Origin of the sequence: Thalassospira sp. (genome assembly GCF_040218635.1) — a bacterium.
Classification (GTDB): Bacteria; Pseudomonadota; Alphaproteobacteria; order Rhodospirillales; family Thalassospiraceae; genus Thalassospira.
This window is the reverse complement of the sequence record NZ_JAVJRB010000012.1, coordinates 480,768-496,875: the sequence shown is the minus strand read 5'-3', so window position 1 is coordinate 496,875 and position 16,108 is coordinate 480,768. Positions and strand designations below refer to the sequence as shown.

Genomic DNA, 16,108 nt, shown 5'->3' with positions numbered 1-16,108 from the left:
TATCTAGTCTTCGATCAGTTTGCAGCGGCGGAAATAGCGAAGACTTTCATCGTCCTCATCGCCCTGTGCTGTCTGCTGTTGCGCGCGATACATGCCGCTTTTAAGCGCGCCATTATGCCCCGTTGCAATGATCAGCCACAAAAACCCATCTTCGTCGGCCCGCGCACGGTCCGAGTTTGACGGCAAGACATTGCCATTGGGGTGGGAATGAAAACAACCAACAACAGTTTCGGAACTGTCCCTTACCGTGCGATAGGTATCAATCAGGGTCTGGGGATCAATTTCAAAGGTTTTAAGCGGATCTGTTGCAACGTTGCGTGCCACGACAACCCGGTGAATACGATTGGGTGTATTTTGGGACGCAATCAAAAGACCACAACATTCTTCGGGCCATTGCAAAGCAGAAAGGTCACGGATTTCTTGATGAAGACGTGCTGATAGATAGACACTGGCTTGATCCAGCGTGGCTTTGCCGTCGTTGTCCTGCACACCCTGCCCGTCCCCCATGAAAACAGTCCCTTTTATCGTTGGTTATTGTGCATTTGGCGCAATCAGGATGCGGCCAAGGACTGTTTTTTCAGACAAGGAGACAATCACCAGACGTGCCGCCAAACCATCGCCACCTTCGATATGCAAGGTCACGTTATCGCCTGATACGGTATAGCCGATCAAACGTTCATCGGGTTCAATATCAACCGCGATGTCGCCAAAAGGTGCGATCTTTGAACCTGCCGAAATGGCATCTGGTGCGTTAACAACTTGGTTGTCTCCCGCCATTGGAACAGATGGTGCTTGTTCGTTTAAAGCTGCGTCTTGATCCTTGGCGTTCTTGTCAAGCGACAGGCCATAGGCCACAAGCCCGATGCCAATCACGATCAACAGGCCCATAAACGCAACCAACGTCTTAACTACACGCATCGTATTTCCAACTGACAAAACTGTTTGAAACCCGCATGTTCGGCCAGAAAACCCGAACACGCAAAACATAGTTCAAGGCCATAACGACAAGTTCCTGCAATTGCAAGACAACAACGCGCCGCTCATCCATTGCAATCGTCTGACTTGTGAAGCAGATTATGCCTGAGTTCCACAGCGATATATGCAGTGTAATATGCCGTCTCATATCGTGTGATGACAAATACCCTGTTTACCCGGTGTAATCCGGTGCAATTCATTGCAATTGGGCATAAAGACGCTACAAGCAGCCCCGGACCAAAAACCGATGCCCGCCCGGATAACAGATCGATGCGATACAACAGAAACACATGACCCATGACGATCAGATGACAGAAAACCTCAATTACACCGCATCACCTGATGATGAAGGTGCGCGCCTTGATAAGGTGCTTGCAACCGCATGGCCCGAACAATCGCGTTCGCGGATCAAGGCGCTAATTGAAGATGGTCATCTGATCGTAAATGATCAGCCCGTTCGCAAAATGTCATCAAAGGTCAAACAGGGTGATGTGTTTCATCTGATCATCCCGCCCGCAGAAGCCGCCACGCCAGAACCCGAAGACATCAAACTTGATGTTCTCTTTGAGGATGACGACCTTCTGGTCATAAACAAGCCAGCTGGCATGGTTGTGCATCCCGCAGCAGGAAATGAAAGCGGTACATTGGTTAACGCACTTCTGGCCCATTGTGGCGACAGCCTGTCTGGAATTGGTGGCGTGAAACGCCCGGGCATTGTTCATCGCCTTGATAAAGATACCAGCGGGGCCATGGTTGTGGCGAAGAACGACACGGCCCACCGCGCCCTTTCGACATTGTTTTCCGAGGACAAGGAAAACATCGACCGCGCATACCTTGCGGTTGTGTGGGGCGTCCCACGCCCATTGTCCGGCGATATCGAGGGCAATATTGGCCGTAGCCCGCGCAACCGCAAGAAGATGACAGTGTTGAAAACCACGGGAAAATACGCGCTAACCCATTACAAAACACTACAATCGCGCGACGACTCGTTAGCATCACTGGTTGAATGCCGTCTTTCAACCGGGCGCACACATCAAATCCGGGTTCACATGACCCATATTGGCCACTCACTTGTTTGTGATCCTGTTTACGGAAGAAACAAAAACCTCCAAAAGTGCAACCTAGAAGCGCAGGGGGTCTTGAACGCATTCAACAAGCAGGCGCTACATGCCAGAACCCTAGGATTTGTGCACCCTCGCACTGGTTCTTACATTTCGACCACCGCCCCCCTTCCTGATGACTTACTTGCCCTTATCAACAGTCTGAACCTATCCAAAGGAATAGCTCTACCTAGCCATTAAGGTCGAAATCCTGTTGACGATTTCTAATACTCTCGTATAGGCTACAAAAGTGCTAGGGGATAACAGCACCTTTACGAAGCATAACGGGAGGCTTCAATGAAACAGGGAAATGCTCTTCCAGTAATTTCTAAAGATGGTCTGACTGTATATTTACAGCGTATCCGCCGTTACCCAATGCTTACACCCGAACAGGAAACCACATACGCCTGTGACTTTCGTGACAAGGATTGCGACAAGTCCGCGGAAAAGATGATCACCAGCCACCTTCGATTGGTTGCTAAAATCGCGATGAGCTATCGCGGATATGGCCTGCCAATTAACGAGCTGATCTCCGAAGGCAATGTCGGACTGCTTCAATCTGTGAAACGTTTTGACCCTGATAAGGGGTTCCGTCTTGCCACCTACGCGATGTGGTGGATCCGTGCCGCCATTCAGGAATACATTCTTCATTCCTGGTCGCTCGTGAAAATGGGCACAACCGCTTCGCAGAAAAAGCTGTTTTTCAATCTTCGCAAACTCAAAAGCCAGATGCAGGCAATTGATGAAGGAGATCTGTTACCAGAACAGGTCGAGATTATCGCCACCAAGCTGAGTGTTTCCGAAGATGACGTGATCATGATGAACCGCCGCCTTGCCGGACCGGATCATTCTCTTAATGCGCCGGTACGTATTGATGGCGATGGTGAATGGGTCGACTGGCTTGAAAGCGAAGATGAAGATCAGGAAACCCTTTATGGGAAACGCGAAGAATTCCTGCAGCGCATGAATATGCTCAAAAGCGCCATGTCGCATCTGAACGATCGGGAACGCGATATCCTGACCCAGCGCCGCCTGCTTGAAAGCCCGGTGACGCTTGAAAACCTGAGTGTGTCTTACGGTATCTCACGTGAGCGTATCCGCCAAATCGAAGTGCGGGCTTTTGAAAAGGTCCGTAAATCCATCCATACCGATCTGCCCCGACAGTAGACGAACCGGACTCTGATTACTGTCCTCTTCCCCCCTCTTGAAACGAACTACGGCGGACAAAATGTCCGCCGTTTTTTTTATTCTCGCCAATGATGCGCAGAACCAAGTGTTTCAGTTCCCGGAACGATCCACTTCCTTGATCAGGCTATCGCCCCAAGTCTTGATCAGGCCGCGCTGGGTTTTACGCAGTTCACCCACCCGGCGCTGTGCCGAAAGGTTCAAAACATTGGCAACGATGGGCGGCATCGCAAGATAAAGCAACCAGCCAAGTCCCGCCGCCCCATACATGATGGACAGTGCAAGGGGTTGAAAAATCTGTTGGGTTGCCCCACCAACCGTCTGAGAGGGTATCTGCCAAAGCTCAAGGATATAGGGAGCAACCCCCGAAAAGTTCAGGCCAAAAACACACCGCGCCATCGACCGCCCGGGGCTCCTGTCAAAGATAAAGGCGACCATGGATGGCAACAAACCGACTGTCAGCGTGATGAATGTCGGCAATGCGACCATGAACAACAGCACCGCCGATGCCACCACAGACAAGCCGGAAAATGCACTACGGCCCTTTGGGCTTTTGCCTTTTGCCATGTTGGTCCCTTAAAAGATATGCATCAAAAACAGTGCCGAGACGGTCAGCAGCGCAATCATGGTTGACGCAAACGCAGCCGCCTGCTGCCCAACCTTTTCAGCCAGTTCAAGACGTGCCGGGCCAGATGATTCAAGGTCAAAAACCTCACTCTCGGCTTCGGAATATTCTGCTACGGCTTCGACGAATTCCGACTGGTCCTTGCGCCGTTCCTGTTCATCATTGATCAGGTTGTAAAGTTCGACCAGATTGCCGCGTTTTGCCAGTTTCGGAATTTCGTTTTCCACACGTTCGCGGCGGGCTTTGCTATGGAACACCTTGATTGCCGGTTCCATCAAACGCGCCACCCAATGCGAAAGATTCTGCAGATTTTCCGGACCATGACGCCACTGGACAATTGCCAGCATGCTGATGATGGCACGGCTATATTCAACTTCGTCAGATGGATTTTGCATCGCCATCAACTGACCTTCAACATCGTCCTCAAGGCGGGTTGCGATGAAGGCAGCGATATGACGGTCAACCGGCCAGGTATCTTCAGATGCTTCTTCTGCTGCTTTTTCAAGGGCAGGCAAAAGCTGAGATATTTCGACAACAAATTCCTGTTCAACCATCGGGCTTAGGCAATGCTGATTGCGCACCGTTGCGTATAAACAACGTTCATAACCATAGCCCGCACTTTGCTGCTGAATGTAATAGCGCAGGTTTTTGTAAAGCTGCTGAAGCTTTTGAACTTCCGGGCTAAACCCTTCCTGACGGCCAAACCAGAAGGATGGCACATCACGCACAACCACATCGGCAAACCGTTGCGGGCCCCGACCATGCTGCACATCGTAGGACAGCATATAGCCAAAACCATCAACCATCGACGAAAAGCCCTTAAACCGAACAGGGCCAGCCGGGTCCATGATGATAATGGCACGTGCGATCAGAACATCTTCCGCAGATCGTTTATCAGCCCCAGCCCATTGGAGTTGACGCATGGCGTCAGACAGGGCTTTGGCGCGTTCATTGTCGCCCAATCCACGCCGCAACCAGATTTCAACCGTGCTATCACGCAATGGTGCAAGGGAAGTCACCCAGTTCGCCGCCATCCCCTGGGCCAGTGCACGCACAGTATAATAATCCCGCCCCGCCAGGTTTTGCGAACGTGCAGCACGCTTTTCGGTATTCGCCTGAACCGGTTTGCTTCGGCGACCGTCAATCCATGCATTAAGCTCGTTAAAGCCCCATCGTTCTTCGGGGTCGTCACACAGCAGCCCACGAACAGGCTCAATCAGGACAAGCGGCAGCTTTTCCTGCGATGCGATCGCCTGAAATGATCCCTTGGACAACTTTAAGTCCATCGCTTCCTGATCGCTGAGCTTATTGAGCGGTACATGCCCAATTCCAAGCTCGGCCAGTGTCATTCCAAGCGCATACAGATCGTCAGATGATGTTCCCATCCCGCGACCCGCGGGATCAGCACTCATTCGGGCTGCAGTTTCATAGACAAGCGGTTGGTCAAAGCCCGGCGGTCCGCCAGCACAATCACCCAACACAACTTTCTCCCCCATGGGATCGGCAAAGAACAGGTTTCCCGCCCGGACATTCCGGTGCGCCAGTCCTTTCTCGCCAAGTGCTTGCAAGACACTTATCAGCGGTTCGACCACGACGGAGCTAATGTCGTGCTCATCAATCGCGAGCTTCTTTTTGCCTTCTTTCGCGGTAACGCGGCCACCTTTGGGCTTCTCATAGAACAACACCATGGTCTTGCGACCAAATGGCGGCCAGAGCGCTATTTCGCTATCAAGAAGATCAATCTGACCGGCCAGATGCATGCCGGTCAGGAATTTAAGCAGGTCATAGCGGGTCGGCAGAGCCGGATCGGTAATGATAGCAAAGGCACTGCCTTCATCACGGCGCAGATTATCAGCTGAATAAGCCTTGCAGTGCCCCATATCGTATTCAGGCAGCCGCAAATTCATGAAGACACGGAAATTGCCGATCTCGACACTTCGAGTGCCACCGGGAAGTTCATCTTCAATGATCGCCGCACCACCCGCGTCAAGTTCTTCACTGGGCATAGGTGCACCGCCCCCCGGTGCATCCATCACCGGCGATTGCGCAGCATTTTTCGAAACGTCCTGTTCCTGATCTTCAGCTTGCTCTGCCATGATCCCGATATTTCATTACCGAATTTATCATCCCTGAGGGACGCGCTTGTTCTGAACGGCTACCTACCTGACACGTCACCCAGTACGCTACCCACAAAAGGTTGATAAAACGATACTTCTGATACCCCATAGGAGCAAGCTGTTATCGGCTTTGCGCCCATTATGAAATCAGACCAATTCATTCAAATTCCACGAAAAAAGCCACCAGTTCAAACTGGTGGCTTTCGCGGTGCACTGCACGAATTGATAATCAGGCGCTGAACGGGTCGTGAACAAGGATGGTGTCATCACGTTCCGGGCTGGTCGAAAGCAACGCAACCGGTGCTTCGATCAGTTCTTCGATGCGGCGAACATATTTGATCGCTGCCGCCGGAAGATCTGCCCAGCTACGCGCGCCCATGGTCGTGTCTGACCAACCTTCGATGCTTTCGTAAACCGGTTTGGCTTTGGCCTGAAGACGCTGATTTGCCGGAAGATGGTCATAAATTTCACCATCAATGTCATAACCGGTGCATATCTTGATTTCATCAAAGCCATCAAGAACGTCAAGCTTGGTCAGTGCGATACCGGTAATGCCATTGACCTTGACCGACTGGCGGACAAGAGCAGCATCAAACCAGCCACAACGGCGTTTACGACCGGTGACAACACCAAACTCGTGACCCCGTTCACCAAGACGTTCGCCATCAGCATCAAACAGCTCGGATGGGAACGGACCTTCGCCAACACGGGTGGTGTAAGCTTTGGTGATCCCAAGAACATACCCAACACCAGATGGTCCCATGCCTGAACCGGCAGCAGCCTGACCCGATACGGTATTCGAAGATGTCACAAACGGATATGTGCCATGATCGATATCAAGCATCGTGCCCTGCGCACCTTCAAACAGAATGCGTTTGCCAGCTTCTTTGAACTGGTTCAGTGATTTCCAAACCGTGTCTGAGAATGGCAGGATTTTCGGTGCGATTTCTTTAAGCTGTGCCAGCAGTTCAGAACCGTCGACTTCCGGCTGACCAAGACCACGCAGAAGTGCGTTATGGTGGGTCAAAAGGTTTTCGACTTTGGATTCCAGCAGATCAACATCAGCCAAGTCGCCAACACGGATCGCGCGACGACCAACGCGGTCTTCGTATGCCGGGCCAATACCACGACCGGTGGTACCGATTTTGTTGTCACCCGAAGCTGCTGCTTCCCGGGCACGATCAAGATTGCCATGCAGCGGAAGAATCAGGCAGGCATTTTCAGCCAAACGCAGATTTTCAGGCGTAATGCTCACACCCTGTTCGCTCAGGCGAGCAATCTCGGCCAACAGCGCCCACGGATCAACAACAACACCGTTGCCGATAACCGACAGTTTGTTCTCACGAACAATACCTGAGGGCAGCAGGCTAAGTTTATAAACGGTTCCGTCGATCACCAAAGTATGACCGGCGTTATGACCACCCTGGAAACGCACAACGACATCGGCCCGTTCGGACAGCCAGTCGACGATCTTGCCTTTACCTTCGTCCCCCCACTGGGAACCGATCACGGCAACATTGGTCATCGCAAAACTCCTTGCGCGATAAAAAATTCGTTCGATTACACCTTAAGCGGCACGACCTGGCCACCAAGGTAAATATAGTCACACCCCATGCGACGCGCGTCGACACGGGCAGCATCTTCTGTTTTGGCCTCGGCCGCACCTTCAAGGGCGGCTACCGTGTAATGTCCTTCGGCGCGCAATTTACGTGCTTCACGCTGTGGCGTTCCCAACGGAAGGTAAACACGTTCAACCGACGCACCTTCAGGAAGCCCGCGAAGGATACTATCCATATAAAGCGACATGCCCGTTGCCGCCTCACCCGCGGCACCGCCGGCACGGTAACGTCCGCCCCGGCCAATTTCACCGCGTACATTACGCGCAAACAAGGTGAAGCTGACACCGGTCTGATACCGGAAACCAGCCATTTCAACCGGATCAATCGTAAGCGCTGCGTCAAGCCCCGATGCCAGAACACGTTCTGCAACATCAATCAGGCGATGCAATTCTTCTGACGCACCAAGTGGCAATTCAAGCTTTTTAAGTTTTGGCAGGGCCGTCTGTGCCGGGCCAGCTGCTTCAAGCAGCGCAACCAGCACATCGGTCACTTTACCATCCAGAACCCGCAATGCCGCAACATCACGGCGCTCAAGCGCCTCGGTCAAAGCTTCGCGATCATCGCGCGACACGCCAAAGGCATCAAACAAACGTATCGGCAATGTCGGAAGATTAAGGTCAACCGAGACATCCGGCAAACCGATGCTTTCAAGTGCTTCAAGTGTCAGAAGAACAATCTCGGTATCTGCAGCAGCACTGGATACACCGATCAGCTCGGCACCAACCTGTGCGAACTGACGTTCCGGGCGCAGGTGTGATCCCTTGATCCGCAAGACATCACCGGAATAGGACAGACGCAAAGGACGCGGTGCATCGACCAAACGGGTTGCGGCAATACGACCAACCTGCGGGGTCATGTCCGAACGCAATCCCATCATGCGACGCGACTCTGGGTCCATCAGGCGGAAGGTTTGTGTGGCAAGTTCGGGGGCAGCACCTTCAAGAAGGCTTTCTTCAAACTCGACCAGCGGTGTTTTAACCCGGTCATAGCCTGCATGTGCCAAACTGGACATCAGCTTTTCACGGATTTCAGCTTCCCGTGCGGCGGTTCCTGGCAGGACATCCTGCAGGCCGGCGGGCAAAAGAGCTTTCCTGGCGAGGTCGGTCATTATGTGTGCTTTCCGGACTGGGCGCGCAAATTCGACTTGATGATAACCTGAGTTTTACTCAAGGCTCTCTATCCGGTAGCGGTTACTACCGTGTTGTGCCGGACAGAGCAACGGGGAAAACCCCTAAAACGCAAATAATACGTACAAAATATCGCTTAACCAGCATCAAATTCGGCTTTTACCACCGAATATGCCCAATCAAGCCATGGCAAAAGTGCCTTGATATCGTTGGGTTCGACCGTTGCCCCACCCCAAATTCGCAAGCCCGGAGGCGCGTCGCGATAGCCATTAATATCAAGCGCAACATTTTCTGCTTCAAGAAGCTGAGAAATCTTTTTCGGCAACGTCGCCTGCTGATCGACCGGCAAGGCCAGCGCCCAAGGGTCGATAATTTTGATGCACATCGATGTATTCGATGCCGTTTCCGGTGCTTCGGCAAGGTCGGCCGCCCAGTCGCTGGTCGCAAGCCACGCATCAAGATGGCTGCGGTTTGCACGCGTCCGGCTTAACAATCCTTCAAGACCGCCAAGACCTTCTGCCCATTTCAAAGCATCAATCGCATCTTCAACCACAAGCATCGACGGCGTGTTGATAGTTTCTCCGCGGAATATCCCGTCAATCAACTTGCCGCCCTTGGTCAGGCGGAAGATTTTCGGCATTGGCCAAGCAGGGAGATAGCTTTCAAGGCGCTCAACCGCACGCGGGCTTAGAATAATCACCCCATGGCCACCCTCGCCGCCCAGAACCTTCTGCCAGCTATAGGTCACAACATCGAGTTTATCCCACGGCAGTTCCATGGCAAAAATCGCCGAGGTCGCATCACAAATGGCCAGACCTTTGCGATCATCGGCAATCCAGTCGCCATTGGGAACACGCACCCCTGCTGTCGTGCCATTCCAGGTAAAGACAACATCGCGATCAAAATCAACGGATCCAAGGTCCGGCAACTTGCCGTAATCCGCTTCAAGGACACGCACATCATCAAGTTTAAGCTGCTTGATCACATCGGTGACCCACGTCGCGCCAAAGCTTTCCCAAGCCAGCATATCAACGCCGCGTGCGCCCAGCATCGACCACAGCGCCATCTCAACCGCACCCGTATCGGATGCAGGAACCACGGCCAAAAGATAGTCGTCAGGAAGGTTTAGAATGGCGCGCGAACGGTCAATGACCTCTTCAAGGCGCTGTTTGCCCAGTTTGGAACGATGCGATCTGCCGAGTATTTCGGTTTCAAGCGCAGCAGCCGACCAACCCGGGCGTTTCTTGCACGGACCCGATGAAAAGTTCGGGCTGGTTGGTCGAAGTGCGGGCTTTGCGAAATTGGTGTTCTCGGCATTCTGAGCCATCGGCATATTCCTGAGCAAAAAGAACAACCCAACCGGATCATTCCAGATCAAATTAGGGGGCTGATCCTATTGAGACAAAGGCAAAAGTCAAACGCCTTCCACACAAACGGGCCAGCCAATTTTGCATGGCTGGCCCGTTTGTGTGAATTAGCCTGTATCCAGATGCACAGCGCTTTTACATCGGTATATCGTAATACCACGGCGCAAACAGACTAAACGCGACCCAAAGCAGGATAATCAAGGGAGTCCCCGCCTTTAGGAAGTCGATGAAACGATAATGCCCCGGCCCCATAACCAGAAGGTTGGTCTGATACCCAACCGGGGATGCAAACGAACAGTTTGCCGCCATCACCACCGCAATTGCGAAGACATGCGGCGGCACGCCAAGCTGCTGGGCCATACCAATACCGATCGGGGTGAACAACACCGCACAGGCATTGTTTGACAGTACGTTGGTAAAGACCGCCACGATCAGGAAGAACAGCGACAAGATAACGGGCGCTGGTGCCCCACTTGTTGCTTCCAACAGCTGATCCGCAACAAATTCGGCACCGCCGGTCAACTGCAAGGCATTGCCAAGGGCAAGGGCCGCTGCCACCAGAAGGACGATTTTTCGATCAATCGCACGCGATGCTTGACGCAGGTTCAAGGCCCCGGATGCAATCATAAGGCCCGCACCGATAAAGCTTGAAACCATGATCGGCACAACACCGGTTGCCGCCAACGCGATGACAGCAAGAAAAATGGCTGCGGCACGGCGCGCATGGAATGGGCGCGGCAATGTGCGCGTTGACCATTCAAGCAACACCACATCCCGAATCGTTCTAAGGGCTTCGACATCCTCGGAACGGCCCTGTACGAGCAACACATCCCCCGCCTCAAGGCGGATTTCTGTCATCTGGGTCCGGATCATGCGCGACCGGCGCTGAATACCAAGAACAAGGCATTTATACTGGTAGCGGAAACCGATCTGCTCAAGGTTAAAGCCGATCAAGCGCGATCCGGGCGGCAACATAACTTCGGCCAGAAGTTGCGTTGATTTTTGCGGAACTTCTTCGCCATCGCTGCTGACCGCTGCGGCGTCGGAATGCAAAAGGCCCGGATCTTTCTGAATCGCCTCGGTCAGGGCCTTACGCGTTGCGGCAACGACAAGAACATCCCCTGCCCGAATTTCCATATCATCTTCAAATGGCGGCAGCTCGGCATGTTCACGGCGCACAATCATTTGAATGGTGATGTTTGGCAAATTCTTGAAAAAACCTGCGACCGGGCGGGTTCCAATCATAAGGGATGCCGGACCAACCGTAATCTGGGCAATGAACTGTTTGCCGCTGCTATCTGGATTGGCAAGCTTGCTGCGCATTGATGCCAATGCCGGCAACAGACGTGGCGCAACGAACAAGACATAAACAAAACCTGTAACCGCCAAGACGCTGCCAATCGTCGTGAATTCAAAGAATTCAAGCCCCGGCATACCAAGTTCGATCAGAGAACTTGATACCAAAAGGTTGGTCGAAGAGCCAATCAAGGTCGTCATCCCACCAAGGATCGCCGCATAGGAAAGCGGGATCATCAGCGCACTTGGCGAACGTTCAATACGCTCTGCCAGTGCTTGAATGATTGGGATAAAGATAACGACCACCGGTGTATTGTTCAGGAATGCCGACATCAGCATCACAACAAACAGGCCAATAAAGATCGCGACAGACGCGTTTTTACCGCCATGTTCGGTAATCAACCCGGCAATATAACTTACCCCACCGGTCAAAACCATCCCCTGTCCGACAACAAGCAACGACAAAACCGTCAGCAATGCCGGATTGGCAAAGCCCGACATGACGGTATCCGGGCCCATTAGGTTCGAACCATCGGCATCAAGAAGCGGGAAGAAATTGAAAAACAGCAACAGGGTCGCGATCAGCGCCATGCTGGTCAGCTCAAGCGAAATGCGTTCAAGCCCATACAGAACAAGCGATCCGGCAACAAGTGCAAGAACCACCCACATCTGCATCGGCGTCGCAGTACTGGCGACAACACTTTCGATCACGATAAATCTTCCCCTGTAAAACCAGTATCCTTGCGGTTTGCAATCCACGGATTGACCCGTGTGATTTGTCCACAATCGTCGTATTTTGTCTTTACTTAGACGAAAGCCCTACAGTCCGGTCAATAGAAAAACAGCGTCACAGACATTCAATACAGATTAATCGGTAGTCACGCATTGTCTAGGAAACATACGATTTCCAGCCTGTTTCACGACAAAACGGGCAACATTTCTGCTGCCCGTCTTTTTTATTCACACACGGAAAATGGCTTCTGGCTTAGCCCGGAATGCTAATTTCACCTTTGAGATACAGCACGGCTTCACCCTTAAGGCCGACCCGATCACCATCCACCGAACAGGCGACAATACCACCGCGCGCAGAAGCCTGATACCCGACAACGTTCTTCTGGCCCAGCTTGTCTGCCCAGTACGGCGCAACAACACAATGCATATAGCCCGTAACCGGGTCTTCATTGATGCCAATTGCAGGAACGAAAAAACGCGAAACCATATCAAGACCGGTTTTATCCCCCGGTGCTGTGACAATCACACCCCGGCCCTTCAATTTGCCAAGCACAGACATATCCGGGCGCATTTCACGGACAACCTTGGCATCACGATAAACCACAACATGATCCGTATCGCGACTGGTCACCTGATAGGTTTCAGTTGGTGCTTCACCCCCAAGGGCTGCGATCACGTCATCTGGAACGCTGCTGCTTTTGATCGGTTGTTTTGGGAAATCCAGGACAATCGCATCGCCATCGCGCTTCGCGGCCAGAATACCACTTTTACTTTGGAGCTTGACCAAACCGCCCTCAAATCCAAGGTGGTTGAAAATGACAAATGCACTGGCCAGTGTTGCGTGTCCGCATAATGGAACTTCAACGGTCGGGGTAAACCAACGGATATGATAGTCCGCTTCATCGCCTGCACCACATGGCACAAAGAATGCCGTTTCCGACAGATTGTTTTCCATCGCAATTTTCTGCATCACATCGTCGGCCAGCCACTGCTGCAATGGCACGACGGCCGCAGGGTTTCCTGCAAACAAAATATCGGTGAAGGCATCAACCTGATAGATCGGTAAAGTCTGGGTATTCATAACAGTATCCTAACGTCAGCATTTGCACGTCTTGTAGCGTACATACTGCAACATCTGATCGCTTTTTGCAGGCCTAAAGAACAGCATCAATAGCTTGTTTCACGATGATAAGGTCATGATCCTGTGTCCGCCAATTGCTAAATGCGGCACGAAAACCAAACCGCCCACCGTAAACAGTCGGCGTCATGAAAACCTTGCCCGTGGCATTGATCCGATCCAGCAATGCCCGATTGTCATCGTCGCTGCCCATCGCCCTGAACATTGTCACATTAAGTTTCGGCTCAGAGAGCAATTCAAGTTTTTCATGGGTTCGCACCCATGAAGCCAAATCCGCCGCCTGATCGCAGTTTGCACGAATAACCGATGCAAACCCGTCCCGACCATAGGCCTTCATCGACAACCAAAGTGGCAGGGCACGGAACCGGCGGGAGTTTTCAACGCCGCGATTTATGTAACTGTTCCCCTCGGCCTTGGTATCAAGATATGGCGCAAAGGCGCGACAACAGGTTTCAAGAACCGAGATATGCCGCGTCAGGAATATCCCGCAATCATAGGGCACATTCAGCCATTTATGCCCATCCGAGGTAATAGAATCCGCACGATCAATCCCGTTTAGAAAATGCGCCCGCCGATCATCCAGTGCGGCAAACAATCCGAATGCTGCATCAACATGCAACCATGCACCATAAGCCGCACAAAGATCGGCAATCGCATCAAGATCATCAAAATCCGTCGCATTGACCGTACCGGCCGACGCAATAACAATCTTGCCACGTGCTTCACTGGCATCAAGCTGTGCTTTAAGATCGGCAATATCCGTTTGTTCTGAGCCCGGCAAAGTCGCGACCTTGGTAACACGATTGCGTCCAATGCCCGCAATCGACAGATCCTTCACCATGCTGGCATGTGGACTGGCGGCAAAGATGTCAAGATCCGGAAGCACACCCGCGCCATCGGCATCAATATTGACACCGACCCGCTCCCCGCACCATTGCCGCGCGGTCACAAGGCCCAGCAGATTTGAAACAGTCGCCCCAGTGGTCAGGACACCATCGAACCGATCCGAGGGCAATCCCCCCATGTCGCAGAGCCAGTTTATGACCTGCTCTTCGACCGCAGCATTAACCGATCCTTCGGGACCCGTGGCGTTTTGATCAACCGCACTTGCCAACCAATCCCCGACAAGGGCGGCAGGGGTCGTGCCGCCGGTCACAAAACCAAGATACCGAGGACCGATTGATGCGGCGAGCAGCGGCAGAATTTCTTCTTTTGCTGCTCGCAACGCATCAAGTGTGCCGCTTCCCTGCCTTGATAAGGGGCGCGAGGGGTCAAAGGCAGAAAAATCACGGCAAGTCACATCGATGTCATCCGCACCTTGGACAAAGCCATGGGCAATATCGCCTGTTTCCACAAGGATACGGCCAAGCTTTTCAAGGTCGTCAAACATCAGATGACGTGCATTGTCAGTGGGGCTGTCAGATGCACGATTTGGAACGCTGGTCATTTGTTTTTTCCCGAAAGGATACGGGCGTAATCCGCCCGGTCGATATTTGCCCCGGTTAAAATCAGGGCAACTTTTTTCCCGATATTCTCATCACGATGCGCCATTGCCGCTGCAAGGGGCAAGGCCCCGGCCCCTTCGGCAAGGGTGTGGCATGAACTGAAATAAAGGCGCATGGCATTGGCTATCTGATCATCGTCAACCGCGACGATATCCGTAGCACCGGCTTTGATGATTTCAAACGCAGCGGCATCCGGACTACGACACGCAACACCATCGGCAAACGTTTTCGCACTTGGCGTTTGAATGACCTTGCCCGCAATGAATGACTGGCGAACGGCATCCGCCCCCTTGGCGACCACACCAATAATCTCGGTTTCCAAACCAAGGGCATCGCGCGCCGTGATCAGCGAACAAATCCCCGATCCCATCCCGACAGGGACATAGACCCGGTCCAGCCGCTTGATGTCATCAAACAGCTCAAGCCCATAGGATGCGACACCGCGGACAAGTTCCCGGTGGAATGGCGGAACCATGACCAGATCTGTCCGGGACGCGTATGAGAACGCATATTCGGCCGCCTCCTGAAAGTCATCGCCATGTTCAATGACCTCAGCACCCCACGCCCGCATGGCTGCATTTTTCTCGACCGAGTTCCCATGCGGGACAATAATGGTTGCAGCCATCCCAAACCGGCTGGCTGCATGTGCAAGGCTTTGCCCGTGATTGCCCCGGGTGGCTGAAATCAATCCGCGATTCACCTCAACGGATGTACTCAGATAACGGCAGAATGTCAGGCCACCGCGAATTTTAAACGCACCAAGACGTGTATGATTTTCGTGTTTGACATACAAAGACAATCCCGTTGCCCGATCGAGCATCGGCCATTGGATTGTCGGGGTCGGCGCGACATATTGGCGCACGAAATCTGCCGCATCTCTTAATTCCGCCAGACTAAACATGGATATTGTACCCATACAGATAACACATCAATACAATCGAAATTTTCGACTAAACCCGGACCAGACGGAGACATAAAGGGAGTCTATGTCTCCGTCCTACGCGGCAGTGGCTAACCGCGCGGTGGTAACCCGGTCCAAAATGGCTTGGAAAGCTCGTTATCAATGTCCGCACGCGTCAGGCCGATATCTTTAAGCATATTGTTGTCAAGCATTTGGATCGCATGACGGTTACGTGCATGGGCCTGCAATCGTGCCAAGTATTCCACGATGGAGACGGCCACGCCAACCATCGCCGAACGCCAGGTTACAGATTTTGTCCCCTGCTTGCCGTTCATCACTGCGCGATTATTAACACGGATGTCGGGAAGCTGGATTGTATCGTTACAATTTACCATTTCCATCTCCTATCGGGTAATTGTCT

At 52.6% G+C, this 16,108-nt stretch carries 15 protein-coding genes; 2 read left to right on the top strand and 13 right to left on the bottom strand.

What is annotated here, in order from left to right; genetic code table 11:
* Positions 1–3: 3 nt before the first annotated feature.
* The 3 genes from RIC05_RS16250 to RIC05_RS16240 are packed head-to-tail and all read right to left on the bottom strand — an operon-like array spanning position 4 to position 1,048.
* Entirely contained in the window at positions 4–507 is a 504-nt protein-coding gene (locus RIC05_RS16250; protein ID WP_350045691.1) for a M67 family metallopeptidase, read from the bottom strand.
* Between the two features lie 24 nt (positions 508–531).
* Complete coding sequence (locus RIC05_RS16245) at positions 532–918, bottom strand: hypothetical protein (RefSeq protein WP_350045690.1); 387 nt, start codon at positions 916–918, stop codon at positions 532–534.
* Entirely contained in the window at positions 905–1,048 is a 144-nt protein-coding gene (locus RIC05_RS16240) for a hypothetical protein (protein WP_350045689.1), read from the bottom strand. The genes RIC05_RS16245 and RIC05_RS16240 overlap by 14 nt, the downstream gene beginning before the upstream one ends.
* 217 nt (positions 1,049–1,265) lie before the next feature.
* On the opposite strand from RIC05_RS16240, the gene RIC05_RS16235 reads away from it, so the two are divergent.
* Positions 1,266–2,276, top strand: coding sequence for an RluA family pseudouridine synthase (locus RIC05_RS16235; RefSeq protein ID WP_350045688.1), 1,011 nt, complete (start codon positions 1,266–1,268; stop codon positions 2,274–2,276).
* 96 nt (positions 2,277–2,372) lie between these two features.
* Positions 2,373–3,242 carry an RNA polymerase sigma factor RpoH gene (rpoH, locus tag RIC05_RS16230; RefSeq protein WP_350042740.1) on the top strand — a complete coding sequence of 290 codons (870 nt, stop codon included), beginning with the start codon at positions 2,373–2,375 and terminating at the stop codon, positions 3,240–3,242.
* Positions 3,243–3,353: 111 nt separating this feature from the next.
* Here the strand turns inward: rpoH and RIC05_RS16225 are convergent, their stop codons facing one another.
* The 10 genes from RIC05_RS16225 to RIC05_RS16180 all read right to left on the bottom strand — a co-directional run bounded on the left by RIC05_RS16225 (position 3,354) and on the right by RIC05_RS16180 (position 16,082).
* Positions 3,354–3,827: a hypothetical protein gene (locus RIC05_RS16225; protein ID WP_350045687.1), complete on the bottom strand. Its 474-nt coding sequence runs from the start codon at positions 3,825–3,827 to the stop codon at positions 3,354–3,356.
* Between the two features lie 9 nt (positions 3,828–3,836).
* Positions 3,837–5,981, bottom strand: a complete 2,145-nt coding sequence (locus RIC05_RS16220; protein ID WP_350045686.1) for a serine/threonine-protein kinase — start codon at positions 5,979–5,981, stop codon at positions 3,837–3,839.
* A gap of 250 nt (positions 5,982–6,231) precedes the next feature.
* The gene (locus tag RIC05_RS16215; RefSeq protein ID WP_350045685.1) at positions 6,232–7,527 is read right to left on the bottom strand and encodes an adenylosuccinate synthase; all 1,296 of its coding nucleotides are present in this window, start codon (positions 7,525–7,527) and stop codon (positions 6,232–6,234) included.
* Between the two features lie 35 nt (positions 7,528–7,562).
* Positions 7,563–8,729: an ATP phosphoribosyltransferase regulatory subunit gene (locus RIC05_RS16210; protein WP_350045684.1), complete on the bottom strand. Its 1,167-nt coding sequence runs from the start codon at positions 8,727–8,729 to the stop codon at positions 7,563–7,565.
* 155 nt (positions 8,730–8,884) lie between these two features.
* Positions 8,885–10,075 carry a phosphoserine transaminase gene (locus tag RIC05_RS16205; protein ID WP_350045683.1) on the bottom strand — a complete coding sequence of 397 codons (1,191 nt, stop codon included), beginning with the start codon at positions 10,073–10,075 and terminating at the stop codon, positions 8,885–8,887.
* A 175-nt stretch (positions 10,076–10,250) separates the two neighbouring features.
* The gene (locus tag RIC05_RS16200) at positions 10,251–12,122 is read right to left on the bottom strand and encodes an SLC13 family permease (RefSeq protein ID WP_350042746.1); all 1,872 of its coding nucleotides are present in this window, start codon (positions 12,120–12,122) and stop codon (positions 10,251–10,253) included.
* Positions 12,123–12,396: 274 nt separating this feature from the next.
* Positions 12,397–13,224: a PhzF family phenazine biosynthesis protein gene (locus RIC05_RS16195; protein WP_350045682.1), complete on the bottom strand. Its 828-nt coding sequence runs from the start codon at positions 13,222–13,224 to the stop codon at positions 12,397–12,399.
* Between the two features lie 73 nt (positions 13,225–13,297).
* Positions 13,298–14,728 carry a pyridoxal phosphate-dependent decarboxylase family protein gene (locus tag RIC05_RS16190; protein WP_350045681.1) on the bottom strand — a complete coding sequence of 477 codons (1,431 nt, stop codon included), beginning with the start codon at positions 14,726–14,728 and terminating at the stop codon, positions 13,298–13,300.
* Complete coding sequence (locus RIC05_RS16185; RefSeq protein ID WP_350045680.1) at positions 14,725–15,687, bottom strand: threonine dehydratase; 963 nt, start codon at positions 15,685–15,687, stop codon at positions 14,725–14,727. The genes RIC05_RS16190 and RIC05_RS16185 overlap by 4 nt, the downstream gene beginning before the upstream one ends.
* Positions 15,688–15,797: 110 nt before the next feature.
* Positions 15,798–16,082 (bottom strand): DUF1127 domain-containing protein, encoded by a 285-nt coding sequence (locus tag RIC05_RS16180; RefSeq protein WP_350045679.1) that lies wholly within the window; start codon positions 16,080–16,082, stop codon positions 15,798–15,800.
* Between the last annotated feature and the right edge of the window lie 26 nt (positions 16,083–16,108).